Origin of the sequence: Bacillus vallismortis (genome assembly GCF_040784915.1) — a bacterium.
Classification (GTDB): Bacteria; Bacillota; Bacilli; order Bacillales; family Bacillaceae; genus Bacillus; species Bacillus subtilis_G.
Map to the genome: position 1 here is coordinate 1,424,839 of NZ_CP160797.1, position 21,991 is coordinate 1,446,829.

Genomic DNA, 21,991 nt, shown 5'->3' on the forward strand with positions numbered 1-21,991 from the left:
ATTTAAGGCCGGATAAAAGGGTTGATGCATAGAGGATATGCCTCAGGGAACAATAGGCACAATATAACGAGCGGATGGAGGTAAAGATCAGTGTTATGGATGGTATGGGCATTTTTACTGAAGCCAGTTATCGTATTTTCGATTGCGTATATTCTGTTTCGGCTTGCCGGTAAAAAAGCCGTGTCACAAATGAACAATTTTGATCTGCTTTTGACCTTCGCGATTGGTACGATTATCAGTGAACCGATTCTTACATCCAAGCTGCCAATGTCGATTTATTACGCGGGCTCTTTTTTAGTGCTTTATCTTCTGATGACCAAACTCTCCCTTTCTAATAAATGGAGATGGATGCTTGTCGTAAGCCCGACTGTATTAATCCGAAACGGGGATATTGATGAACAGGGGCTGCGCAAAGAAAGGTTGACTGTTAATGAACTGCTCGGAAAGCTAAGGGAAAAGGGCTATGCCGATCCGGCTGACATTGATCTTGCCATCATTGAAGAAACGGGAGAAGTAAGCGTCATCCCAAAAGAGGAAGCGAGAGCGGTACAGGTACGGGATTTGAATATGGAAGCTGAACGGAATTTTATTCCGATTCCGCTCATACTGGATGGCGAAATCCTTGACCATAATTTAAAATACCTTCAAAAAAACAGATCCTGGCTGTTTGAGCAGCTTGAGAAAAAAGGGTACAGCCCCAAACGGCTATCCTCGATTACACTTGGCACGATGAATGCCCATGGCGATATCTCGCTTGATGTGAATTCCTCCAACGGCCCGCAGCATGATCCCTACTTATATAAACCGGGAAATAACAATTGATTCTGCTCTCTATTTAAGGGAGCTTTTTCTTTTTTAAAGGGAATTTTTGTTTGGTGTCAAATGTACCTTGTTAGGAGGGGAAGTGAACATGAAGGACTTATCTATTAGAAAAGACATGGCGCCGACGGTCAGTCTATTATATTCCGCAGTGGAAGAAAACAGTCTCCGTCTGGCTTCTATTGTAAGTCACATGACACAGAGTGAACTATATTATAAGGGGCGCTGCCAAACAAAAAACAGCACGGCTCAGCTTTTGCACCATATCGCAAATGTTGATATCAGATGGGTCTGGCGTATCAAGGAGAATCGAATACCGGATCATATTGAACAGACATACGGCCCGATGACAGATGAAAGTGGACGGCTGCCTGAACCGGAGAATCAGCTCGGATTAGATGAACTCCTGAAAAGACATCGGCATGTGGTAAACGAGCTGAAATCGGTATGTTACACCTTAACTGAAAATGATTTGCATCAGCCGCTTTCTTACGATAGTGACACCGCGACCATACGGTGGGGCATTTGGCATATGGCGGATCATAACCGCTATCATCAAGCCCATATTGAAGCCCTCAAAAAAGAATGGAAGCAGGATATGGTGAAATATGAGCGCTAAAACGAAGCTTGTGACCGACCGAATTCGTTTGCGCTGTATGGAAGATCAGGATCAAGCCTCTTTGTTTGAGCTTTTTAACGATCCTGACGTCATGAAATATTATTCCGGCTTAAAAGATAAAAGGCAAACCCGCGAGTGGATCAATTGGAACAAAAGAAATGAAAAAGGGTACGGCGTCAGTCTGTGGATCGCCGAAGATAAGCGGACAGGGGACTTTTTGGGGCAATGCGGCATCGTACCACAGCAGGTGGAAAATCAAACCGTAATGGAAATCGGCTATATGTTTGCCCGCCGCCACTGGGGGAACGGCTATGCACAAGAAGCGGCGCGGGCCTGCCTGGACTACGGCTTCACCGAGCGGCAGTTTGGCACAATTGCGGCTTTGATTGACCCTGATAACAAAGCGTCCATACGGGTAGCGGAGAAAATTGGCATGATTTACGATAGAACGATCACAAAATGGAATAAACCAATCGCAGTATATGAAAGAAAATCTTACAATTGAAAGATAGAGCTGAGTTTAGTATCATGATGTCAGGTAAAGTTTTCTAGGGTTCCGCATGTTAATGGACATGGACTGGTCCGAGAGGAAACACATACGCGTAAATAGAGGCGTGTATGCACACGGAGGGAAAAAAGCCCGGGAGAGTCAATCTCATGTGAGACGACTGTCCGGGGTTTTTTTGTTTTCGGAGAATCTTACTGGAAAGAAAGGAATGACTTGAAATGAAATGGGGATTAGTCGTGCTTGCCGCCGTTTTCGAAGTTGTTTGGGTGGTAGGCTTAAAGCATGCTGACTCAGCTTTAACATGGAGCGGCACTGCCGTCGGCATCATAGTCAGCTTTTATCTTTTAATGAAAGCGACAAACAGTCTGCCTGTCGGAACCGTGTACGCCGTCTTTACCGGGCTCGGGACGGCAGGAACAGTGCTGAGTGAAATCATTCTGTTTCATGAGCCGGTTGGATGGCCGAAGCTTTTGTTAATCGGTGTGCTCTTAATTGGTGTGATCGGATTGAAGCTTGTGACACCGGATGAGACAGAGGAAAAAGGAGGCGAGGCATAATGCTGCATTGGATCAGTTTATTGTGCGCGGGCTGTTTGGAGATGGCCGGCGTGGCCCTTATGAATCAATATGCGAAAGAAAAAAGTGTGAAATGGGTGCTGTTGATCATTGTTGGTTTTGCCGCTTCATTTTCCTTGCTGTCGTATGCCATGGAAACCATTCCGATGGGCACGGCTTACGCTGTCTGGACAGGCATTGGCACAGCCGGCGGTGCGCTTATCGGCATCCTCTTTTACAAGGAGCCGAAAGACGCCAAACGGATCTTCTTTATCGCTTTGATTTTATGCTCAGCGGTTGGATTAAAAATGATGTCATAAATTGATTTTTATCAAATCTTCAGTATAATGGATAAATAGTTTAGACTTACAAAGATAAGAGGGATTATTCATGAAATCATATATGACCCAGCGGTTAAACGAATACCGTGACGGAAATGAGGATAAAGGGCGTCTTTTGGTCAGCTGTCCCGATCAGCCGGGTATCGTCTCTGCGGTTTCCGCGTTTTTATTTGAACACGGCGCCAATATTATAGAATCCAACCAATATACGACAGACCCTGAAGGCGGCCGGTTCTTCCTGAGAATCGAATTCGACTGCGCGGGCATTCGTGAGAAAAAAGAAACACTGCAGGAGGCGTTTGCCTCTACAGCGGAAAACTTCGACATGACATGGAGCTTAACATTGGCAAGCGAGCTGAAGCGTGTCGCCATTTTTGTTTCAAAGGAACTTCATTGCCTGCATGAGCTGATTTGGGAATGGCAAACCGGCAACCTGATGGCGGAAATCGCTGTTGTCATCAGCAACCATGAGGATGCGAGAGAGTTGGTAGAGCGGCTGAACATTCCATTCCACTATATGAAAGCGAACAAAGACATCAGAGCGGAAGTCGAAAAGAAGCAGCTTGAACTGCTTGAGCAATACGAGATTGACGTAATTGTTCTCGCTCGCTATATGCAGATCTTAACACCTGACTTTGTTTCGGCTCATCCGAATCGCATCATCAATATCCACCATTCGTTCCTGCCTGCTTTTATCGGTGCGAATCCGTACAAACGGGCTTACGAGCGCGGCGTGAAACTGATCGGAGCGACATCTCACTATGTCACAAACGATCTTGACGAAGGGCCGATCATTGAACAGGATATTGAGCGTGTGGACCACCGGGACAATGCGGAAGCGCTGAAAAACATCGGCAGAACAATTGAACGCAGCGTGCTTGCGCGTGCGGTGAAATGGCATTTGGAAGACCGCGTCATCGTTCATGAAAATAAAACAATCGTCTTTAACTAGACTGCAAAATGCCCGCGCTATGCGGGCATTTTTTGGTGACGAAAACTTGACAAGAGACTTTTTTCTTTGCATAATATAAAAAAATCATTGAGCGTTGAAGAGGATTAGTAAGCAGACCTTTCTGTGACAGAGAGCAAAATGAATCGCTGAAACATTTTGCCGCATGAAACCTGCCGAACCTGCCTTGGAGTCTTAGGGGGAAAACCTAGGCGCATAACCTGGCGTTACAGGAGAGCGGAGCGTGCATAAGCGCGTTCAATCAAGGTGGCACCACGGAAACCCATTTCGTCCTTATGAATCAGGATCGAATGGGTTTTTTTATTGTAAGTTGGCTGGCGAAGAGCCTCGGAGGAGAATAAATGAAAAAACAAAGAATAGTAGTGAAAATAGGAAGCAGTTCGCTCACGAATAGCAACGGAAGCATTGATGAGGCGAAAATCAGAGAGCATGTTCAGGCTATTTCCCTGTTGAAGAAAGCGGGACATGAAATGATTCTGATTACCTCGGGAGCCGTAGCGGCGGGGTTTTCCAGCCTCGGTTATCCGTCCCGCCCTGTTACCATTAAAGGAAAACAAGCGGCGGCCGCGGTCGGACAAACACTGTTAATGCAACAATATATGAATCAATTCAAACAATACTCACTGACTCCGGGACAGATCCTTTTAACGAGAAATGATTTTTCGAAAAGAGAACGGTATCGAAACGCGTATGCAACGATGATGGAATTACTGGAGCGCGGCGTCATTCCGATTATCAATGAAAACGACTCTACATCTGTTGAAGAATTGACATTCGGGGATAATGACATGCTTTCTGCGTTAGTCAGCGGATTGATTCATGCGGACCAGCTCATGATTCTCACTGATATCAACGGTCTGTATGATGCCAATCCGAATGAAAATCCTGAGGCGAAACGATTTGATGATTTGCCTGAGATCACGCCCGAATTGCTGGGGTATGCTGGTTCAGCCGGATCAAAGGTCGGCACCGGCGGTATGAAATCAAAGCTGTTAGCCGCACAAACTGCGCTGTCTCTTGGCGTGAAAGTGTTCATTGGAACAGGCAGCGGAGAGCAAAAGCTTGCGGACATTTTGGATGGCAGGGGAGATGGCACTTATATCGGAGACAAAGAACTGTCCTCGGTTAACAACACGAGACAGTGGATTCAGTTCCACTCGCCAATAGCAGGAGAAATCGTGATTGATGCGGGTGCCGAGGAGGCGATGATCCATAACGGAAGCAGCCTGTTGCCGGCTGGCGTAGTGGGCGTAAATGGAAGTTTTCCAAAAGGGGCGGTCGTAGAAGTCCGGGGGCCGGGCGGCGTGATCGGAAAAGGCCAAACGCATTACTCCTCCGAGGAGATTGTGGCGGCGAAAGGCAAACGCAGTGATGAACTTGATTTTGAGAAAACGTTTGAGGTGATCCACAGGAATGACTGGGTCAATTTAAAAGACTAGGAGGCGGAAAAATGAGTGAAGTTTCTGTAAAAGCGAAGCTGGCAAACGAAGCAGCAGCGGAACTGATCATGAAAACAACGGCTGAAAAAAATGAGGCGCTCAGCCTCATTGCAAACGGGCTCCGACATGAAAAGGATTTTCTCTTAGCCGAAAATGCGAAAGACATTGAGAACGGAAAGAACAATGGCTTAACATCTGATATCATTGATCGCCTGACACTGGATGAGAAACGCATTGGTGATATAGCGGACGCAGTAGAGCTTTTAATTGATTTGGCAGATCCGGTCGGTGAATCACTTGAAACAATTGAAAAGGAGAACGGCCTGCTTATCGAAAAAATCCGTGTTCCGCTTGGTGTGGTCGGAATGATCTATGAAGCGAGACCGAACGTTACAGTCGATGCGGCAACCCTCTGCTTAAAAACGGGAAACGCGGTTGTCCTGCGGGGGAGCTCCTCAGCCATTCACAGCAACAAAGCCCTCGTCAGTGTCATTCACAGAGCGCTTGAGCAGTCTCCGCTTCCAATTGACGCCGTACAGCTGATTGAGGATACGAGCAGAGAAACGGCAAAAGAACTCTTTACGTTAAATGATGGCTTAGACGTATTAATCCCGCGCGGAGGCAAAAAGCTGATCGATCTCGTTGTGAGAGAATCAACAGTGCCTGTGTTAGAAACCGGAGCAGGAAACTGCCACATTTTCATTGACGAGACAGCCAAACCGCAAATGGCGGAAAAGGTTGTTGTAAATGCCAAAACGCAGCGCCCTTCTGTGTGTAATGCAATTGAATCATTGCTGATTCACAAGGCGTGGGCGGAGAAGCACGGGAAAGAATTGCTTGCCCAACTGGAAAAAGCGGGAGTTGACATTCGCGGTGATGAATTTGTGTGTGAACTTCATCCTTCAAGCAAACAAGCGTCGGAAGAAGATTGGGAGACAGAATTTTTAGCGCCTGTCCTCAGCATAAAGACGATTGACAATGTCCAAGAAGCTGTGAAGCATATCCAACAATACGGCACCAATCATTCAGAAGCGATTTTAACTGAAGATGATAAGAATGCGGTTTATTTTCAAACGGCTGTCGACGCTGCTGCGGTCTATCATAATGCGTCAACCCGTTTTACCGACGGCTTTGAATTTGGCTACGGAGCTGAAATCGGCATCAGTACGCAAAAGCTACATGCAAGAGGGCCGATGGGGCTTCCTGCACTGACTTCTACTAAATACGTCATTAAAGGAACAGGGCAAATCCGCGAATAGCGGGAGCAAAGTTCAATGAAAAAGCTTATCTCACACCGGGATAAGCTTTTTTTTGTGCGCTGAAAAATTGACACCACAAATTATATTGTGTACAATTTAATTGTATAAAATATATATTGGGGGAATGGAAAATGAGCCAGCCATTATTTACAGCTACTGTTTCAGCGGTAGGAGGAAGAGAAGGAAAGGTAATTTCATCAGACCGCGTTCTTGAGCTTGATGTCGCAATGCCGGGGACACCGAGAGCAAATAAATTAGAAAAAGCGACAAATCCGGAGCAGCTGTTTGCAGCAGGTTACGCAGCTTGCTTTGACAGCGCGCTGCAGCTGGTAGCAAGAACAGAACGAGTGAAAGTGGAAACAGAGGTTACAGCGCATGTCAGCCTGTTAAAGGATGAAGCGGATCAAGGCTACAAGCTGGGTGTGACGCTTCAGGTGAAAGGGAAAGGAATCAGTGCATCAGAATTACAGGCACTTGTGCAAAAAGCACACGGCGTCTGCCCGTATTCAAAAGCAACTTCCGGAAATATCGATGTTACGCTTGAAGTAGCTGAATAAACGAAAAAGAGGATGCCTCATAAAAGGCATCCTCAATTTTTTTGATGAAGTGTTTCCAGCAATGTATATAGAGCGGATTTTAACAGTTTCAGTTCCTCCCCGGACTGCTTTGAGAGCCCCAGGATCGTTCCCGGAATGTCAGCCGCTTTTTCTTTTAATAACGCTCCGTCCTCTGTCAGGCTGATCAGCACGGACCGTTCATCCTCTTCAGACCTTTTTCTTGTAATCAAATCCTGCTGTTCCATTCGCTTTAGCATCGGAGTGAGCGTCCCCGAATCTAAATACAGCAGCTCACCCATTTTTTTGACAGTAAGCGTTTCGTGTTCCCATAACAATAGCAAGGCCAAATATTGAGGGTACGTCACATTCAGCTTGTCAAGCAGCGGCTTGTATTGCTTTGTCATTTCCCGCGAACTTGCATATAGCAAAAAACAAAGCTGATTCTCCAATTTCATATGGTCAAATTCATTTTCCATCTTGTTCACCAACTCTTTCCGTCATTCCATTCCATTCTATTGTATCTGAAAAACACTACTTTTCCTATTCTCGGCAAACAGAGCATGTTTAAAAAGTTCAGAATGGGAAATATAACAACTAGATCGAAATAAGGAGGATGAGAATGATGGCACTATTTACAGCAAAAGCAACCGCTCGCGGCGGACGGGCAGGACATATTACATCAGATGACGGTGTTCTTGATTTTGATATTGTAATGCCTAATGCAAAAAAAGAAGGACAAACCGGCACAAACCCGGAACAGCTCTTTGCGGCAGGATATGCTGCGTGCTTCGGCGGCGCGCTCGAACACGTGGCCAAAGAGCAAAATGTTACCATTGATTCCGAAATTGAAGGCCAGGTCAGCCTTATGAAGGATGAGAGCGACGACGGGTTTAAAATCGGCGTCACACTTGTGGTGAACACGAAAGATTTGGATCGAGACAAGGCACAGGAGCTTGTTAATGCTGCTCATGAATTCTGTCCTTATTCAAAGGCTACGAGAGGAAATATTGAGGTAACGTTAGAATTAAAATAATGACCGGCATCCTGAGGATTCTCAGGATGTTTTTTTATGCGGAAGCATGCGAGGCGGGCATGAACTTTTCGAAGTGTGAATACATGTAGTATAGGTGAATTCAGACTAGAGAAAAGGTGAGTACATGAAAAGACCAAAGCTGTCCGTCTGTATGATTGTGAAAAATGAAGAACGCCATATCGCCCGCTGTTTAGAGAGTGTGCAGCATATAGCTGATGAAATCATTGTGGTTGATATGGGATCAAGCGATCGGACGGAAGACATTTGCAAAAGCTTTCATGCCCAAGTGTATCATCATATATGGGAACAGAACTTTTCACAAGCGAGAAATATTAGTTTACAGCATGCCAAGGGAGAGTGGATATTGATCTTGGATGCCGACGAAGAACTAGACCCGGAAACGGGCAGCCTATTTCCTTCGCTGCTGACTGACAGCCTGCCGTCTCTCGGTTGCGTGAAGATCGTGAATTATACAGGAAAGCAATGGGTTGAAAATGAAGCGTTTGAACAAAGGCAGATCAGGCTGATCCGGAATCAGCGAAACATAACATTTACGGGAAGTATCGGCGAGAGACCTGAGGGAGAAGAAGCAAGCAGCACTTTCTCGCTGCCATGTACCATTCACCATTACGGCTATTTAGAGCAGGAGGCACAGCAAAAGCATCAACGCAACATCAGTTTATTAAATGCAGCATTGCTGATATCCTCTGCTGAGCCATCTCTCATTTGTCAGAAAGCAGCTGAGTATGACAGAGGAAACGAACCTGATAAAGCCTTCCGGCTGGCAATGGATTGTATCAATGAATGTAAAAGAAAAAAGCAAATTCCGCCGCCAGCTAGCTATTATGTAAAGTATAAATTATTAATTGAAGCAGAACGGTACGAAGAAGCGGAACAGGATATCCATGAAGCGCTGGGGCATTATCCGGATTACTGCACCCTTCACTATTATAAAGGAATCATTATGTATCAGCTGAAAAAAATCAGAGAAGCGATCACAGCGTTTGAGGCTTGCCTGCAAACCGATAATGAACATCATCTGTACGTACAGGTGAAGGGAGCAGCCGATTTTAGATCAAGCTGCTGGCTCGGTGTCTGCCATGCTGAATTGCGTCAACATATGACTGCTGTTTTGTATTTGCAAAAAGCGCTGAAAGCAAACCCGAAGTGCGCGCGTGCACAGGAGCTTCTCAGCGAATTAACAAAGGATCAGGCCGCACATGCCTGATCCTTTAATATTCTTTTTTATTGTCAAAAGCAAGCCATGCCTGAAACGGGGATAAATGCTCCGTCAGAGTCACTTGATAAAAGGGGATTGTTCTTTCTTCAGCAGGTTTAAGAATTTCTTTATAAATGAATGAATCATCAAATCCAGCTTCGGCGGCGTCTGTATGCTCCGCTGCATAGAAAACAGCTTTCGGCCGGGCCCAGTAGATGGCGCCTAGGCACATGGGGCATGGCTCGCAGCTCGTATACAAAATGCAGTCATTAAGCTGGTATGTTCCAAGCGCCTTGCAGGCGTTTCGAATAGCCGTCACTTCCGCGTGGGCAGTCGGATCATTGCTTGTTGTGACGCTGTTCTGCCCCTTGGCAATAATGGCTCCGTCTTTCACAATAACAGCACCGAAAGGCCCGCCAACTCCTGCGTTCACTCCTTCGCGAGCAAGGTCGACAGCCCGTTTTAAGAACGTTTCATGATTCATCCTAAACCCTCCTGTCAATTGAGTGTTATCAGTATAGCCGAAAACAAGTGCAAAGAACATTCTCAAAAAAGTGCAAAATAAACAAAATATTTGGGGGATTTGCTAAGATAAGAGGAGAAAAGTGGAGGGGTGATCATGCTGCATTTATATATTGCCAGGCACGGACAGACTCAATGGAATGTGGAAAAACGGATGCAGGGCTGGCTGGATTCTGATTTAACAGAACTTGGACTGTACAACGCCCGCGCTCTTGGGAAGCGTCTGAAGGATGTTGAATTGAATCAGGTTTACATCAGCCCGAGCAAGCGGACAGAAGAGACGGCAAAAGCTATACTGGGATCTCGCCGGCCCCCGTTGGTTAAAGATCATATGTTCAGAGAAATGTCACTAGGCTCATGGGAAGGGAAAAAACAAGAGGATATTGAAAGAAGCGAACCTGATCTTTTTCATGCTTATTTACATCATCCCGAAGCTTATCGCCAGCCGGGATGTGAAACATTTTTTGATCTTGAAAACCGGGGAAGGCTGGCTCTCCAAGCGATTTTAGACAGCCATTCTTCCGGCAATATTCTCTTGGTTACCCATTCTGTCTTTATATTAATGCTGTTAAATATCATAAAGGGAAGACGCGTTAATGACATATGGAATTCTGCTTACATACATGATACATCATTGAGCCTTGTGGAATTTGATGAAAATGGAACAGCCAAAATAGTAGTAGAAGGGGACGGGAAGCATCGGAAACCGATTCCCGCTTTCTAATAGAAAAACCATCTGCCAAAGGCAGATGGTTTCTATCTTACTTATACAAGCTGTGTTTGTTTAGCTCTAGCCTGCTTCGCTGCCTCAACCATATTTTTTAAGGCTGCAACCGTCTCTTCCTGTTGTCTTGTTTTCAATCCGCAGTCTGGATTTACCCAGAAGCGGTCAGTCGGACAGACGGCAAGCGCATCCACGATAATGTCGTACATTTCTTCAATTGACGGCACTCGAGGGCTGTGAATGTCATATACACCAAGGCCGAGCCCTTTCAAATACGGATGGTCTTTTAAGTAATCTAAAAATCCTCCGTGGCTTCTGCTGTGTTCGATTGTAATCACATCGGCATCAAGATCATTGATCGTATCGACAATGTCTTCGAAGTTGCTGTAGCACATATGTGTATGAATTTGCGTCTCGTTTTTCACGGAAGAAGTGGTTAATCTGAATGCTTCAGCCGCCCAAGTCAAATACTCATCCCAATCGCGGGTTTTCAATGGAAGGCCTTCTCGCAGCGCTGGCTCATCGACTTGAATGATTTGAATGCCTGCGTCCTCAAGCGCTTTTACTTCTTTGCGAAGGGCGAGCCCGATTTGGAAGGCGATATCTTTTCTCGAAATGTCGTTTCGAGGGAAAGACCAGTTTAAGATTGTAACTGGGCCGGTCAGCATTCCTTTCACATGCTTGGATGTCAATGACTGTGCATATAACGTGTCTTTCACTGTCATCGGTTCAATAAATTCAACATCTCCGTAAATGACTGGCGGGCGGACACAGCGTGAGCCGTATGATTGAACCCATGCGTATTTTGTGAAGGCAAAGCCGGCCAGCTTCTCACCGAAGTATTCGACCATGTCTGTCCGTTCAAATTCACCGTGAACAAGGACATCAAGTTCCAATTCTTCCTGAATATCAATCCATCGTTTTGTTTCTGCATTGATAAAGTTTTGATACTGTTCATCAGACCACTCATTTTTCCGCCATTTTTGGCGTGCGCTCCGCACTTCAGCAGACTGCGGGAAGCTTCCGATCGTAGTCGTCGGCAAAAGCGGAAGGCCGAGAGATTCATTTTGCAGGGCTAAACGTTCTTCAAACGGAATCGGGCGTTTGAAGTCTTTATCGGTTAATTGCTCAAGCTCTTTCTTCTGTTCGGAATTCGCGCCTGTTGCAAACTGTTTGAGCGCCTGAATATCCGTTTTAGCCTGCTGAATGTGTTCGCTGATCGCCGCTTTTCCTGATACTAAGCCTTCTTTCAAAGATGTCAGCTCGGCTAGTTTTTCTTTTGCGTACGATAATCCGTTCAGCAGATCCTTTTCCAAATGCTCGTCAGGGTGCTTCGCTACCGGAACGTGCAGCAGGCTGCTGGAAGGCTGAATCCACAGTTCATCCACTTTTGCAATGCTGAGAATATCAAGAACGGCATCGAGACGTTCTTCGAGATCCGATTTCCAAATGTTGCGTCCGTCGATCACGCCGGCTGCCAGCACTTTGTCTGCTGGAAAGCCGTGTGTTTTCAGCTGTTCCAGGTTTCTGCCCTTATCGTGAACGAAATCAAGGCCAATTCCCTGCACTGGGTAAGAGATGAGCTCTTCGTAAGCATCAACAGAATCAAAATACGTTTGCAACAGCACATTCAAGGATGAAAGTTCACTTGTGATGTTTTCAAATAATTCTTTTGCGCCGCGGACATCTTCGCTAGAGGCTGTAACAAGCGCCGGCTCATCGATTTGAACCCATTTTACGCCTTCTTCTTCAAGTTCTTTCAAAAGCTGTACATATAACGGCACAAGACGTTTTTGGATCGCTTTTGCTTCAGACGGTTCATAGCCTTTAGCAAGCGTAACGAACGTATAAGGGCCGACAATCACAGGTTTTGTTTCAACGCCGTATTCCTGTTTGATCCGGCGGTAATCTGTGAGCTGTTTGTTTCTTGTCAGGCGGAATTCAATGCTTTCGTCATATTCAGGAACGATGTAATGGTAATTTGTATTAAACCATTTTGTCATTTCACTAGATACGGCGTCTTTTATTCCGCGGGCGATAGCGAAGTATGTATCGGTAGCGTCAGTCAAATGTCTGAATCGTTTCGGAATCCAGTTGAAGCTGATTGCTGTGTCGAGTACATGGTCATACTGTGTGAAATCAGAAACTGGCACAACATCAATCTGCTGGTCGATTTGTGTTTTTACTGCGGATAAAAAGAGGTCGTCGATTTGCTTTAAAAACGTATCTTTATCAGTGCTGCCTTTCCAATACGCTTCAAGCGCTTTTTTCCATTCTCTGTTCAGTCCGATTCTTGGAAATCCTAAATTCGATGTTTTGATGGTTGTCATTGTTTCTCCTCCTTTTTATGTAAAACACTCTCGTTAACCCGCGGATACAGGCTGCTAAGAGGTTTTCTCACAACAAAAAGCCTCTTTCCCATGAGAGAAAGAGGCTTTTCTGCGTAAAACACTGCCTCTCTCATCTCTCAGACACAATCTGATGGAATTAGCACCGTGCCTTATGAGACATCAGTCTCGGCGCGAAAAGCAGTGCGCCCCATTTCACAATGGAATTACGGTCGGTTGCTGTTGGGGTCAAAAGGCCAATCCCTCGCCCAACTCTCGATAAGAGAAAATATTATTAATTTTTTGAAAAGTTGAATCATTTGTTGGTAATCTTAACAGTAATTCAAATTTGTTGTCAACATAGAATTTGAAATTTTATTTACTATATGTGGTTTATGTTATATAAGAAAAATAATTTTATAGGGTCATCAAATGTGATTGCGCTGCTCTTTCTGCCAGCTCATCAGGAGCGGTTAAATACAGGAATCCATTACCTGCCAGCGTTTTTGCAATATCGAGAGGGAGTGTTCTGCGGACCAGCTGTGCATAAACTTCAGTTTCAGAAAGCTTTCGTTGAAATGATTCTTCTTCATAGCTTTTGATTAAAGCAAGCGCTCCGCTGACATGAGGGGCAGCCATTGAAGTGCCGGTAAGCTTACCGTACTTCTTGTTAGGAAGGGTGGACACTATATTTTCTCCCGGTGCCACAAGATCAATCTCTTTATTAGCGTTAGAAAATTCTGATAATTCACGCGCTACGGAAACAGATCCAACCGCGATCACTTCATTATAAGCCGCAGGATAGGAAAGCTCTTCTGTTCGTTCGTTTCCGTCACCTTCATTTCCCGCTGCGCAAACGACAAGCACTCCGTTTTTGACGGCGTTTTTCACCGCTTCTTCAAGCTCCGGCACATCGTTCGGTCCGCCAAGGGACATCGAGATGATATCGGCTTTCTGTTCCACAGCGTAGTTAATGCCGTTAATAATCCATTCATATTGGCCGCTGCCGTTTGCACCGCCAAGAACCTTCACAATCAATAGGCTTGCCTCAGGCGCGACCCCGGCAATGCCGCCGTTTGAATCGTTAGCTGCAATCGTTCCGGCGACGTGTGTGCCGTGTCCGTTGTAGTCGGAAATCACATCTTCCTTGCCACCGTCATCATCCGTGAAGTTCTTTCCGCCGATGACTTGGTTTTTTAAATCAGGATGGCTTATGTCGCAGCCCGTGTCCAATACAGCAATTTTCACATTTTTTCCTTTTACCCCTTTTGCCCATATTTCTGGCGCCTTAATCACTTTAACGCCTTCAGGAAGCTCGTTTACATCCATGATCTGCTCATTCGTCACATACGGGATCAAGCGGATTTCACCATTCATAAAAAAGCCCTCCTTTTTTATGCTTGCAAGTGGATACAAGGATGTTGCTTCACATTATATGAAAAAAGCAACCGCTCGGACAGAGCCATTTGAAGCATTTTGAAAAAATAGGATACAACCCAAAGAATTAGTAATTTTCAAAATATTGGATGGCTTCAGCTTGTATGACTGGGATTCAGCTGTCAGTCAAGTTATAATAGTGTTTGGGGAAAGGAGTAGTGTGATGAAACTGAATGAAAAATTATATGCATTTTTTTCAGAGTATGTGGAACAAATGGCTGATGAATGGATTGAAACGATGGAAGAAAGCGATCCGAATTCGATTTATGCCTTACATAATGCATCTGTAACGGAAGAATTGAAAGAACAGGACAGAGAATTTTACCGGCATCTGAATGACATGTATGTTTTACCGGAAAAACAATTTCTCGAAGAATTTCAAGTGTGGGTTATTGAGCTGACGAACGATCAAAAGCATCTCGACACTCCGGTTCAGTATGTGATTCGGGAGTTTATGAGAAACCGGAGATTATATACGAAGTATTTTGAGAAGTTCGCAGAAGAAAATGAGTCGGCGTTTGAACCGGGAGAGAAACAAAAATGGGCCGATTTGATTGTAAAAGTCTTTGACTTTACCATTTATACATTTGTCGATCACGCTGAAGCGAATGCCAAACAGCAATTAAACGCTCAGAGAGAAATGATATTGGAATTAAGCTCGCCTGTCATCACCTTGAGCAAATCAACAGCTCTGCTGCCGCTTGTCGGTGACATTGATACCGAACGGGCAAAGTTCATTCTGGAAAACACGCTTCATGCTTGTGCAAAAAGACGCGTGGAGCATCTGTTAATCGATCTATCAGGTGTGGTGGTGGTTGATACGATGGTGGCGCACCAAATCTTTAAATTGATTGAGGCGCTCACTTTAATCGGTGTCAGGTCAACCCTGTCAGGAATCAGGCCTGAAATCGCGCAAACCGCTGTACAGCTTGGGATTGATTTTTCGAATATCACAATTAAAACCAATCTTGCCCAGGCATTAAACTATCATCAATAAGAAAAAAATCCGCTATCAACCGATAGCGGATTTTTATGAGGCAAAACATAAGGATACGAGTAAAGATCCCGCGAATAACAAGAGAACGAGGCAAAAGAACAGCCAATCGCGGCGGTTTACGGTCAGTGTCCGGTAATATGTCCGGTTTCTGCTTCCTGTAAAACCTTTTGATTCCATCGCAAGCGCTGTCCGTTCCGCTTTTCTGATGGCGCTTGCCAACAGCGGGATGGTATACCGCTTTAGCGCGCTGATTTTCTCAATGAAGCCGCTCTCCGCCGCTCCTCCTCTGATTTTATGAGCCTGCTGGATCAGCTGGATTTCATCCTTTAGCAGCGGAAGAAAACGAAAGCCTGCAATGACCCCATATGCAAGCTTTGGTGAGAGCTTGCATTGCTGGACAAGGCTCAGCATAAATAAAATCGGATCGGTCGTAAAAACAAACATCATCGATAACGCTGAAAAGCACAAAATACGAAACCCGAGAGAAATGCCGACAGAGACATTATCGCTGTTGATTGAGATAGGGCCGGCTTGAAACAAGAAATTATCCGGAGTTGTCGGGACCTTGCCAAAAACAGCGGCTGTCCATACGCATCCGAATGCTAAAATCAAAAACGGAATCGTAAACAAAAACCATTTTTTCAAGGGGATTCTGGCCGCCAATAGGACACCGGCAACGATGATGATATAAAAACACGCAGGGGTGTAAGGATTGTAAATAAACGACAGCATGACGACACAGCAAAAAACCGCCGCCGCTTTCACTGCCGGATTAATGAGATGTAACGGCTGCTTCATCACGCACCTCCTCTTGGCGGGCCATCCATTCATATAGAAGGGGGAGGGTGAGCTTTGCTTTTTGGACAAGCCCTTTTTCCTGAGAAAATAACTGCGCTGGAGATCCGTCAAAATCCAGATTCGTATCGTGGAGAACAAGAACGCTGTCGGCATACGAAGAGACAAGCTCCATATCGTGCGTAATCATAAGGACAGCGCTTCCTTCTTCCTTGATACGCTGAATCATATCCATGCATTCAGCAGCCGTGCGGGCGTCCTGGCCAAAGGTTGGTTCGTCTAATAATAAAACCTTTACATTATGCATGAGCATGGTAGCGACGCTCAGGCGCCGTTTTTGCCCTTGGCTGATCGCAAACGGATGATGATCAGCCAAATGCGCAAGACTGAAACGATCCAGCAGATGCTGCGCTTTTCCCTTAGTTTCAGCATTTGCTTTTTGGCCGAAAATCAGCTCGTCATACACCGTATCGGTGACGAACTGATGCTCTGGGTTTTGAAAAACAAATCCCAAACGTTTTCGCAGTTCTTTTTCTTTATATGACTGCAGCGGCTGATCATATAGAAGAATCTTGCCGCTTTGCGGCTTCATAAGACGTGCTAGAACAGATAAAAGCGTCGATTTTCCAGTGCCGTTCGGGCCGACAAGCGCCGTCAAAGAGCTTTCGTGCAATGAAAAGCTCAGGTCTTTGAAAATCGTCTGCTGTCCTCTTGCGAATGAAAGGCAACTGACTTCCAGCACACTCTCCCCAGAAGGAGCTTCTTTCTTTTCTGCATACTCGGCAGGAAAAGGCTCTTTGAACAGCGTTTCCTTTGATAAAGTAAACGGCATATTCCGCTTTTTCTGCAGATCAGACACTTTTGGAATCGCGATGCCCATTTGCTTTAGGGTTGCCGCTTCGTGCTGAAATAGATCTTGTGTTCGGCCATCCAGCGCTTTTTTTCCTGCTTTGTCCAGCACGATCGTTCTTTCAACCCAAGGTGTCCAGTCATCAAGCTGATGCTCAATCACAAGGAGGCTGAAGCCTTTATCACGCTGAAGATCTTTCATCATGTGAACGAACTCCCTCGCTGAATAAGGATCTAGAAGAGAAGTCGGCTCGTCTAACATAATGAGCTCGGGCTCCATCGCTAAAATACAGGCGAGCGCAACTTTCTGCTTTTGTCCTCCTGACAGAGTGGATATTGTTTTTTCTTTTAAATGAGCAATACGTAATTTTTCTAAAACCGCATCGATCTTCTCCGTCATCTCTTCTTTCGGAATCTGCAGATTTTCCAGCCCGAAAGCGATTTCGTCTTCCACCGTCAGCATGCAAAACTGCTGATCGGGGTCCTGAAAGACGACTCCGGCATACTGGGCTACTGTTTCGGAGGCTCCAGGGTCTGTGACCGGCTTTTCAAGTAAAAATACATGCCCCGACTGTGTGCCGTCGCAAGCCTCCGGGTAGAGACCGTTTAAACAAAGGGCGAGCGAGCTTTTTCCGCACCCGCTCGGTCCTAGCAATAAAGCGCATTCTCCTTTTTGAAGCTCAAACGAAATGTTTTGAAAAACCGGTTTCTCGTCTTCTTCATAAGAGAAGCTGAGCCTGTCAACCGTGAGGAGCTTATCAAAGGCTTGCATGTTCTGATACCCGTTTCCGTTTCTTTTTCAGTTCCTTTCCGAGTGCCATTCCGTTTAGCACGCCCGTATACGCGAGAGAGTCGCTGACAGCTTTCCCGAGAAGTCCCGCAAGAAGTGCGCCGGAAGCAAGACGGATCATAAGCAAAATGAGAAGATAACCTGGTGAATAGGCAATATAGCCAGAAACAAATAGATTATAGATAAAGCTGGCTACTGAAGATCCCATTCCTGCCAGCATAAGTACAGGCAGAGAGTATGCTTTCCAGCGCGTCGCGAGAAATACAGCTTCAGCTCCGAGACCTTGAACGATGCCGATGACGATGACCATCGGGCCAGATGGATTTCCCAGCAGGCATTCAACGAGAGCGGCTATGACTTCAGAAACAAGCGCCGCTCCGGGTTTTCGAATAATGTACGCGGCGATGATGGAAACGATAAACCAAATACCGTAAATCGGTTCATAAGCGATTGGACCGAACATACCTGCAAGTACGTTTCCAAAATGCGTAAATAATAAATAAACCACGGCAAAAACGATACTGATAACGGACATAATGACAATTTCTTTTACTTTCCAGCTTTTCATTTTATCCCTGCTTTCTGTTTTTTCTAGATGGACTGTTAGCCGAGAGATTCACAGTCATGGTTACGTGCTTTGTTTGCTTTTCAGCCATGCGGAAAACGGCTTCCAATGTCCTGAATACGTCATGCGCATCCCCATCAAGCTCACTCGCGTAATGGACACCCTGTACGAAGGTGCCTTCTGCTTTCGCAATGTCGACAGCTTCCATGATCAACTCCATATAATCCGGCTCATTCATCGGATAAAGGGCAAATTGGCATGGCGCTTCCGCGTTCAGGCTCCGGACAGCATCTTCATTGACACGATTATCGTCTGCGGAAAGATATGTATCTTCTTGTGTGTCGCCCGGGCATCCGATGGAAAACGTGCCGTTCATGACGATGTGTTTTTCGCTGTTTGCCGCGTTAAGATAAATGGCTTTGGCTGCATCGAATACATGATCAGCTGATCCTCGTAAGACTGTGCTGATATGGTCGGTTTTCGTCCAAACCTTAGATGTGTCGGTTTTTTTCAGTGCGGACTTGATCACATTGATAAAATCATCTGTCATCGGATATAAAGAGAACCGAAAACCGGCGATTCTGCTTGTACCGCATATTTGCTCCATTTCTTTCACCCCTTGTTTTTTGGTAAAATAAAAAACTGCATATTCTAAGGGAATATGCAGTAAGAGATCGATTAAGCGCACAAAAAATACACCATTCGGTCAACCTGCACTTCCCCACGCTGGTATTATCCAGATCGGGTCATAAGGGATCAAAACGCGTTACTCCCGCGCTTTATCTCAGCCAAAACAGCACCCCTAGTGCTTTCCGTATACAATTTTTTATGTTGACATCATAATAGATGATAAGAATCATTTTGTAAACCAAGAAATTATTTTTTTCATATCGAGACAGGAGAGAGTGATCGGATTTGGAAAAAGGACACATATTAATTGTGGAAGATGAAGAAAAAATCGCCAGAGTGCTTCAGCTTGAATTGGAGTATGAAGGTTACAGCGTTACCATGAAACACAATGGTACGGAAGGGCTGAATGCGGCAGCGGAAGGCGGGTATACCTTGGTGCTTCTTGATGTTATGCTTCCGGGACTTAGCGGCCTGGAGGTGCTGCGCCGCTTGAGAAAAACGGATTCGCAAACACCTGTCATTTTATTAACGGCGCGCGACAGTGTGCCTGATAAGGTAACTGGACTGGACATCGGTGCCAATGACTATGTCACAAAGCCGTTTGAAATTGAAGAATTACTTGCCAGAATCAGGGCGGCACTGCGCCAAAACGGGACAAAAACAAAAGATGTTGACACCTTTCTTACTTATGACGACTTACGGGTGAATGAAAAAACACGTGAAGTGAGACGCGGAGACAAAGAGGTGGAATTAACGCCGCGGGAATTTGATTTGCTCGTCTATATGCTGAAGCATCCGCAGCAAGTGCTGACACGGGAGCAGATTTTAAGCTCAGTATGGGGATTTGATTATATTGGTGATACAAATGTCGTGGACGTCTACATCAGATACATCAGAAAAAAGTTGGATTATCCTTACGAAAAACAGCTGATCCATACGATTCGCGGGGTTGGCTATGCCATTAAGGGGTAAAAAATGAAGCTAAAGACCAAGATTCATCTATACACATCACTATCGCTGTTACTGTTATTAATTCTGGTCCATACCGCGGTCTATCTCATTTTTTCATCCGCCCTGACATCAAAGGATGCGGCCCGGCTTGCAGATGAGACCAGTAACATCGCCGAAGCACTGCATGCTGCTGAAACAGAAGGAGTGGCTTTGCAGGACATGCTGCAGGCCTATCTTCCGGCAAACGGCATGGTCCGTGTTGTGAATGGAGATCAAAAAGCTGTGATGACCATAACAAAAGAAAAAGCGTATAAAGAATTCCCTCTCGCTTTTCATAGCGGTGAAACTGCAGATGTAAGGAAACATGACGGCAAACTGTTTGCTGAAGCTGCTGTTCCGGTTATTTGGACCGATGGGCAAGTGGTATCTCTTCAGCTGGTTGAAAGGCTGGAGAACACAGAAGAGAGTCTGTTTCTGCTGAAAATCATCTTAATCGCTGCGAGTGCTGCTGTCTGTATCGCTTCTTTTTTTGCGGGAAGCTTGCTCGCCCGCCGGATCATCAATCCGATCAGGCGATTAATGATGACGATGAAAGACATACAGCGGGAGAAAGCATTCAAAACGATTTCCTTGGAAGGACAGTCCCACGACGAGTTATATCAGATGGGGCTGACGTTTAATGAGATGGCGATGATGCTGAAAGAGCATTACGATAAACAGCAGCAATTCGTTCAAGATGCTTCACACGAATTGAAAACCCCGCTCACAATTATAGAAAGCTACAGCAGCCTGATGAAGAGATGGGGGGCAAAAAAGCCGGAAGTGCTTGAGGAATCGATAGAAGCTATTTATTCAGAAGCGCTGCATATGAAAAAACTGACCAATCAGCTTCTGACATTGGCCAAAAGCCGCGAAGGCCTTGAGCTTGATCTGAAAACAATCGATCTGGTTGAAGTGTCGCGCACTGTCATGCAAACGCTCCAGCCTGTCTATCAGCGTGACATTTTTCTTGAAACAGATAAGGAGAGCCTGTTTGTAATAGCTGATGAAGAACGCATCAAGCAGCTGCTGACCATTTTGCTCGATAATGCCATTAAATATAGTGAAAAAGCCATTGTGATGACAGCCGGAACGAGGAATGGGCTACCGATTCTGTCAGTAAGGGATGAAGGCATCGGAATAGCTGAGGAGCATATCCCGCACCTGTTCGAACGGTTCTACCGAGCGGATGAGGCACGAAACAGAAAAACAGGCGGAACGGGTTTAGGCCTTTCCATTGCCAAGCAAATCGCCGATGAGCACGGCCTTGAGCTGTCTGTAAAAAGTACGCCGGAACAAGGAACAGCTGTCACCATGGAATTCAGAGAACAGAATGGGGGAGGCTGATGAACAAATCAATCAAAGCAATATCTGCTGCAGCGGCGGTTTTAGCCATCATCATCTGTGCGGTTCTTATCATTCGGCAAACCCATGAAGATGTAATGTCAAAGGAGGCTGTCGTAAAAAAAGTCGAAGCCTCTTATGAAGGCGAGATCACGAATGTAACACAATCAAAGGATAAAAAAACATATGATATGACCCTTGAAAATCCAAAGGGAACTTATTTTATAAAAGCTGATGCAAAATCGGCTGACATTCTTTCGATGAACAGAATTAAAGCGATGAATCCATCTGTCATGACAGAAAAAGAAGCCGAGCAACTCGCACTTGAGCGGGTCCCGGGAACCGTCAAAAAACAAACACATCAGAATCGTGTTGCCACATATACCATTCAAAAAAAAGACGGAAAAACATACGAAGTGAAGGTAGACATGCAGGCAAAAGCAGTTGTGTCTGCTGACCAAATCAGCGGTAAAGATCAACCCAAAACACCGATTACGGAAAACGAAGCGAAAACCATTGCAGAGAGAGAAACGAGCGGGACGGCGGATGACGCAGATCTCGAAGAAAGTGGGGGCACTCTCATCTTTGAAGTGGATGTTGATCTTCCGGATGATAAAGAAGCGACAGTGAAAATCAATGCCTACACCGGAAAAGTTGCGAACATTGTGTATGAAGACTGACGTTTTCTCATCAAATTCTTATC

Annotated in this window: 24 protein-coding genes and 3 riboswitches; of the genes, 16 read left to right on the plus strand and 8 right to left on the minus strand. The window is 45.4% G+C overall.

What is annotated here, in order from left to right:
- Positions 1-90 precede the first annotated feature (90 nt).
- From ABZM97_RS07200 to ABZM97_RS07240, 9 genes are all read left to right on the plus strand, one after another.
- Positions 91-822: a DUF421 domain-containing protein gene (locus ABZM97_RS07200; RefSeq protein ID WP_087990930.1), complete on the plus strand. Its 732-nt coding sequence runs from the start codon at positions 91-93 to the stop codon at positions 820-822.
- A gap of 88 nt (positions 823-910) precedes the next feature.
- Positions 911-1,438, plus strand: coding sequence for a DinB family protein (locus tag ABZM97_RS07205; protein ID WP_202328575.1), 528 nt, complete (start codon positions 911-913; stop codon positions 1,436-1,438).
- A complete protein-coding gene (locus tag ABZM97_RS07210; RefSeq protein WP_087990932.1) occupies positions 1,428-1,943 on the plus strand; it encodes a GNAT family N-acetyltransferase in 516 nt (171 codons plus the stop codon). Before ABZM97_RS07205 ends, ABZM97_RS07210 begins: the two co-directional genes overlap by 11 nt.
- Before the next feature lie 32 nt (positions 1,944-1,975).
- A riboswitch (guanidine-I (ykkC/yxkD leader) is annotated at positions 1,976-2,087 on the plus strand.
- 77 nt (positions 2,088-2,164) lie between these two features.
- A complete protein-coding gene (gene ykkC, locus ABZM97_RS07215; protein ID WP_087990933.1) occupies positions 2,165-2,503 on the plus strand; it encodes a multidrug efflux SMR transporter subunit YkkC in 339 nt (112 codons plus the stop codon).
- Positions 2,503-2,820, plus strand: a complete 318-nt coding sequence (gene ykkD, locus ABZM97_RS07220; protein ID WP_087990934.1) for a multidrug efflux SMR transporter subunit YkkD — start codon at positions 2,503-2,505, stop codon at positions 2,818-2,820. Before ykkC ends, ykkD begins: the two co-directional genes overlap by 1 nt.
- Positions 2,821-2,890: 70 nt before the next feature.
- Positions 2,891-3,793, plus strand: a complete 903-nt coding sequence (gene purU, locus ABZM97_RS07225) for a formyltetrahydrofolate deformylase (RefSeq protein WP_087990935.1) — start codon at positions 2,891-2,893, stop codon at positions 3,791-3,793.
- Positions 3,794-4,152: 359 nt separating this feature from the next.
- Positions 4,153-5,250, plus strand: a complete 1,098-nt coding sequence (proB, locus tag ABZM97_RS07230) for a glutamate 5-kinase (RefSeq protein WP_289346996.1) — start codon at positions 4,153-4,155, stop codon at positions 5,248-5,250.
- Between the two features lie 11 nt (positions 5,251-5,261).
- On the plus strand, positions 5,262-6,509 hold the full coding sequence (gene proA, locus ABZM97_RS07235; protein ID WP_202328578.1) for a glutamate-5-semialdehyde dehydrogenase: 1,248 nt from the start codon (positions 5,262-5,264) through the stop codon (positions 6,507-6,509).
- A 131-nt stretch (positions 6,510-6,640) separates the two neighbouring features.
- The gene (locus ABZM97_RS07240; protein ID WP_087990938.1) at positions 6,641-7,066 is read left to right on the plus strand and encodes an organic hydroperoxide resistance protein; all 426 of its coding nucleotides are present in this window, start codon (positions 6,641-6,643) and stop codon (positions 7,064-7,066) included.
- A 32-nt stretch (positions 7,067-7,098) separates the two neighbouring features.
- Here ABZM97_RS07240 and ohrR read toward each other — a convergent pair whose 3' ends face one another.
- Entirely contained in the window at positions 7,099-7,542 is a 444-nt protein-coding gene (gene ohrR / locus ABZM97_RS07245) for an organic hydroperoxide resistance transcriptional regulator OhrR (RefSeq protein ID WP_087990939.1), read from the minus strand.
- A gap of 146 nt (positions 7,543-7,688) precedes the next feature.
- On the opposite strand from ohrR, the gene ABZM97_RS07250 reads away from it, so the two are divergent.
- Positions 7,689-8,099 carry an organic hydroperoxide resistance protein gene (locus tag ABZM97_RS07250; protein ID WP_087991042.1) on the plus strand — a complete coding sequence of 137 codons (411 nt, stop codon included), beginning with the start codon at positions 7,689-7,691 and terminating at the stop codon, positions 8,097-8,099.
- A 124-nt stretch (positions 8,100-8,223) separates the two neighbouring features.
- Complete coding sequence (locus ABZM97_RS07255) at positions 8,224-9,327, plus strand: TPR domain-containing glycosyltransferase (RefSeq protein ID WP_087990940.1); 1,104 nt, start codon at positions 8,224-8,226, stop codon at positions 9,325-9,327.
- A gap of 4 nt (positions 9,328-9,331) precedes the next feature.
- On the opposite strand, the gene ABZM97_RS07260 is transcribed toward ABZM97_RS07255, so the two are convergent.
- A complete protein-coding gene (locus ABZM97_RS07260) occupies positions 9,332-9,802 on the minus strand; it encodes a nucleoside deaminase (RefSeq protein ID WP_253269036.1) in 471 nt (156 codons plus the stop codon).
- Between the two features lie 135 nt (positions 9,803-9,937).
- Here ABZM97_RS07260 and ABZM97_RS07265 point away from each other — a divergent pair, with 135 nt between their 5' ends.
- Positions 9,938-10,564, plus strand: a complete 627-nt coding sequence (locus ABZM97_RS07265; protein WP_087990942.1) for a histidine phosphatase family protein — start codon at positions 9,938-9,940, stop codon at positions 10,562-10,564.
- A 41-nt stretch (positions 10,565-10,605) separates the two neighbouring features.
- Here the strand turns inward: ABZM97_RS07265 and metE are convergent, their stop codons facing one another.
- Both metE and isp read right to left on the minus strand, forming a co-directional pair.
- Entirely contained in the window at positions 10,606-12,894 is a 2,289-nt protein-coding gene (gene metE, locus ABZM97_RS07270) for a 5-methyltetrahydropteroyltriglutamate--homocysteine S-methyltransferase (protein ID WP_087990943.1), read from the minus strand.
- A gap of 127 nt (positions 12,895-13,021) precedes the next feature.
- Positions 13,022-13,177: riboswitch (SAM riboswitch) on the minus strand.
- A 131-nt stretch (positions 13,178-13,308) separates the two neighbouring features.
- Complete coding sequence (isp, locus tag ABZM97_RS07275) at positions 13,309-14,268, minus strand: serine protease Isp (RefSeq protein WP_253269038.1); 960 nt, start codon at positions 14,266-14,268, stop codon at positions 13,309-13,311.
- A 223-nt stretch (positions 14,269-14,491) separates the two neighbouring features.
- Between isp and rsbRB the strand changes: the two genes are divergently transcribed.
- On the plus strand, positions 14,492-15,325 hold the full coding sequence (gene rsbRB / locus ABZM97_RS07280) for an RsbT co-antagonist RsbRB (RefSeq protein WP_087990945.1): 834 nt from the start codon (positions 14,492-14,494) through the stop codon (positions 15,323-15,325).
- 33 nt (positions 15,326-15,358) lie between these two features.
- Here rsbRB and thiX read toward each other — a convergent pair whose 3' ends face one another.
- From thiX to ABZM97_RS07300, 4 genes are read right to left on the minus strand one after another with little or no spacing between them, the layout of a single operon-like run.
- On the minus strand, positions 15,359-16,123 hold the full coding sequence (gene thiX / locus ABZM97_RS07285; RefSeq protein ID WP_087990946.1) for an HMP/thiamine ABC transporter permease ThiX: 765 nt from the start codon (positions 16,121-16,123) through the stop codon (positions 15,359-15,361).
- Positions 16,098-17,741, minus strand: coding sequence for an ABC transporter ATP-binding protein (locus tag ABZM97_RS07290; protein WP_087990947.1), 1,644 nt, complete (start codon positions 17,739-17,741; stop codon positions 16,098-16,100). Before ABZM97_RS07290 ends, thiX begins: the two co-directional genes overlap by 26 nt.
- Positions 17,728-18,327 carry an ECF transporter S component gene (locus tag ABZM97_RS07295; RefSeq protein ID WP_087990948.1) on the minus strand — a complete coding sequence of 200 codons (600 nt, stop codon included), beginning with the start codon at positions 18,325-18,327 and terminating at the stop codon, positions 17,728-17,730. The genes ABZM97_RS07290 and ABZM97_RS07295 overlap by 14 nt, the downstream gene beginning before the upstream one ends.
- 1 nt (position 18,328) lies before the next feature.
- Positions 18,329-18,931 carry a Ykof family thiamine-binding protein gene (locus tag ABZM97_RS07300; protein ID WP_087991043.1) on the minus strand — a complete coding sequence of 201 codons (603 nt, stop codon included), beginning with the start codon at positions 18,929-18,931 and terminating at the stop codon, positions 18,329-18,331.
- A 94-nt stretch (positions 18,932-19,025) separates the two neighbouring features.
- Positions 19,026-19,138, minus strand: a riboswitch (TPP riboswitch).
- 101 nt (positions 19,139-19,239) lie between these two features.
- On the opposite strand from ABZM97_RS07300, the gene ykoG reads away from it, so the two are divergent.
- From ykoG to ABZM97_RS07315, 3 genes are read left to right on the plus strand one after another with little or no spacing between them, the layout of a single operon-like run.
- Complete coding sequence (ykoG, locus tag ABZM97_RS07305; protein ID WP_087990949.1) at positions 19,240-19,926, plus strand: two-component system response regulator YkoG; 687 nt, start codon at positions 19,240-19,242, stop codon at positions 19,924-19,926.
- 3 nt (positions 19,927-19,929) lie between these two features.
- The gene (locus ABZM97_RS07310; protein WP_087990950.1) at positions 19,930-21,291 is read left to right on the plus strand and encodes an ATP-binding protein; all 1,362 of its coding nucleotides are present in this window, start codon (positions 19,930-19,932) and stop codon (positions 21,289-21,291) included.
- A complete protein-coding gene (locus tag ABZM97_RS07315) occupies positions 21,291-21,968 on the plus strand; it encodes a PepSY domain-containing protein (RefSeq protein WP_087990951.1) in 678 nt (225 codons plus the stop codon). Before ABZM97_RS07310 ends, ABZM97_RS07315 begins: the two co-directional genes overlap by 1 nt.
- The last annotated feature ends 23 nt before the right edge of the window (positions 21,969-21,991 follow it).

Coding starts and splice junctions, on each gene's coding strand:
- ABZM97_RS07205 (WP_202328575.1), top strand. CDS start 911: ATGAAGGACTTATCTATTAGAAAAGACATGGCGCCGACGGTCAGTCTA.
- ABZM97_RS07210 (WP_087990932.1), top strand. CDS start 1,428: ATGAGCGCTAAAACGAAGCTTGTGACCGACCGAATTCGTTTGCGCTGT.
- ykkC (WP_087990933.1), top strand. CDS start 2,165: ATGAAATGGGGATTAGTCGTGCTTGCCGCCGTTTTCGAAGTTGTTTGG.
- ykkD (WP_087990934.1), top strand. CDS start 2,503: ATGCTGCATTGGATCAGTTTATTGTGCGCGGGCTGTTTGGAGATGGCC.
- purU (WP_087990935.1), top strand. CDS start 2,891: ATGAAATCATATATGACCCAGCGGTTAAACGAATACCGTGACGGAAAT.
- proB (WP_289346996.1), top strand. CDS start 4,153: ATGAAAAAACAAAGAATAGTAGTGAAAATAGGAAGCAGTTCGCTCACG.
- proA (WP_202328578.1), top strand. CDS start 5,262: ATGAGTGAAGTTTCTGTAAAAGCGAAGCTGGCAAACGAAGCAGCAGCG.
- ABZM97_RS07240 (WP_087990938.1), top strand. CDS start 6,641: ATGAGCCAGCCATTATTTACAGCTACTGTTTCAGCGGTAGGAGGAAGA.
- ohrR (WP_087990939.1), bottom strand. CDS start 7,542: ATGGAAAATGAATTTGACCATATGAAATTGGAGAATCAGCTTTGTTTT.
- ABZM97_RS07250 (WP_087991042.1), top strand. CDS start 7,689: ATGGCACTATTTACAGCAAAAGCAACCGCTCGCGGCGGACGGGCAGGA.
- ABZM97_RS07255 (WP_087990940.1), top strand. CDS start 8,224: ATGAAAAGACCAAAGCTGTCCGTCTGTATGATTGTGAAAAATGAAGAA.
- ABZM97_RS07260 (WP_253269036.1), bottom strand. CDS start 9,802: ATGAATCATGAAACGTTCTTAAAACGGGCTGTCGACCTTGCTCGCGAA.
- ABZM97_RS07265 (WP_087990942.1), top strand. CDS start 9,938: ATGCTGCATTTATATATTGCCAGGCACGGACAGACTCAATGGAATGTG.
- metE (WP_087990943.1), bottom strand. CDS start 12,894: ATGACAACCATCAAAACATCGAATTTAGGATTTCCAAGAATCGGACTG.
- isp (WP_253269038.1), bottom strand. CDS start 14,268: ATGAATGGTGAAATCCGCTTGATCCCGTATGTGACGAATGAGCAGATC.
- rsbRB (WP_087990945.1), top strand. CDS start 14,492: ATGAAACTGAATGAAAAATTATATGCATTTTTTTCAGAGTATGTGGAA.
- thiX (WP_087990946.1), bottom strand. CDS start 16,123: ATGAAGCAGCCGTTACATCTCATTAATCCGGCAGTGAAAGCGGCGGCG.
- ABZM97_RS07290 (WP_087990947.1), bottom strand. CDS start 17,741: ATGCAAGCCTTTGATAAGCTCCTCACGGTTGACAGGCTCAGCTTCTCT.
- ABZM97_RS07295 (WP_087990948.1), bottom strand. CDS start 18,327: ATGAAAAGCTGGAAAGTAAAAGAAATTGTCATTATGTCCGTTATCAGT.
- ABZM97_RS07300 (WP_087991043.1), bottom strand. CDS start 18,931: ATGGAGCAAATATGCGGTACAAGCAGAATCGCCGGTTTTCGGTTCTCT.
- ABZM97_RS07310 (WP_087990950.1), top strand. CDS start 19,930: ATGAAGCTAAAGACCAAGATTCATCTATACACATCACTATCGCTGTTA.
- ABZM97_RS07315 (WP_087990951.1), top strand. CDS start 21,291: ATGAACAAATCAATCAAAGCAATATCTGCTGCAGCGGCGGTTTTAGCC.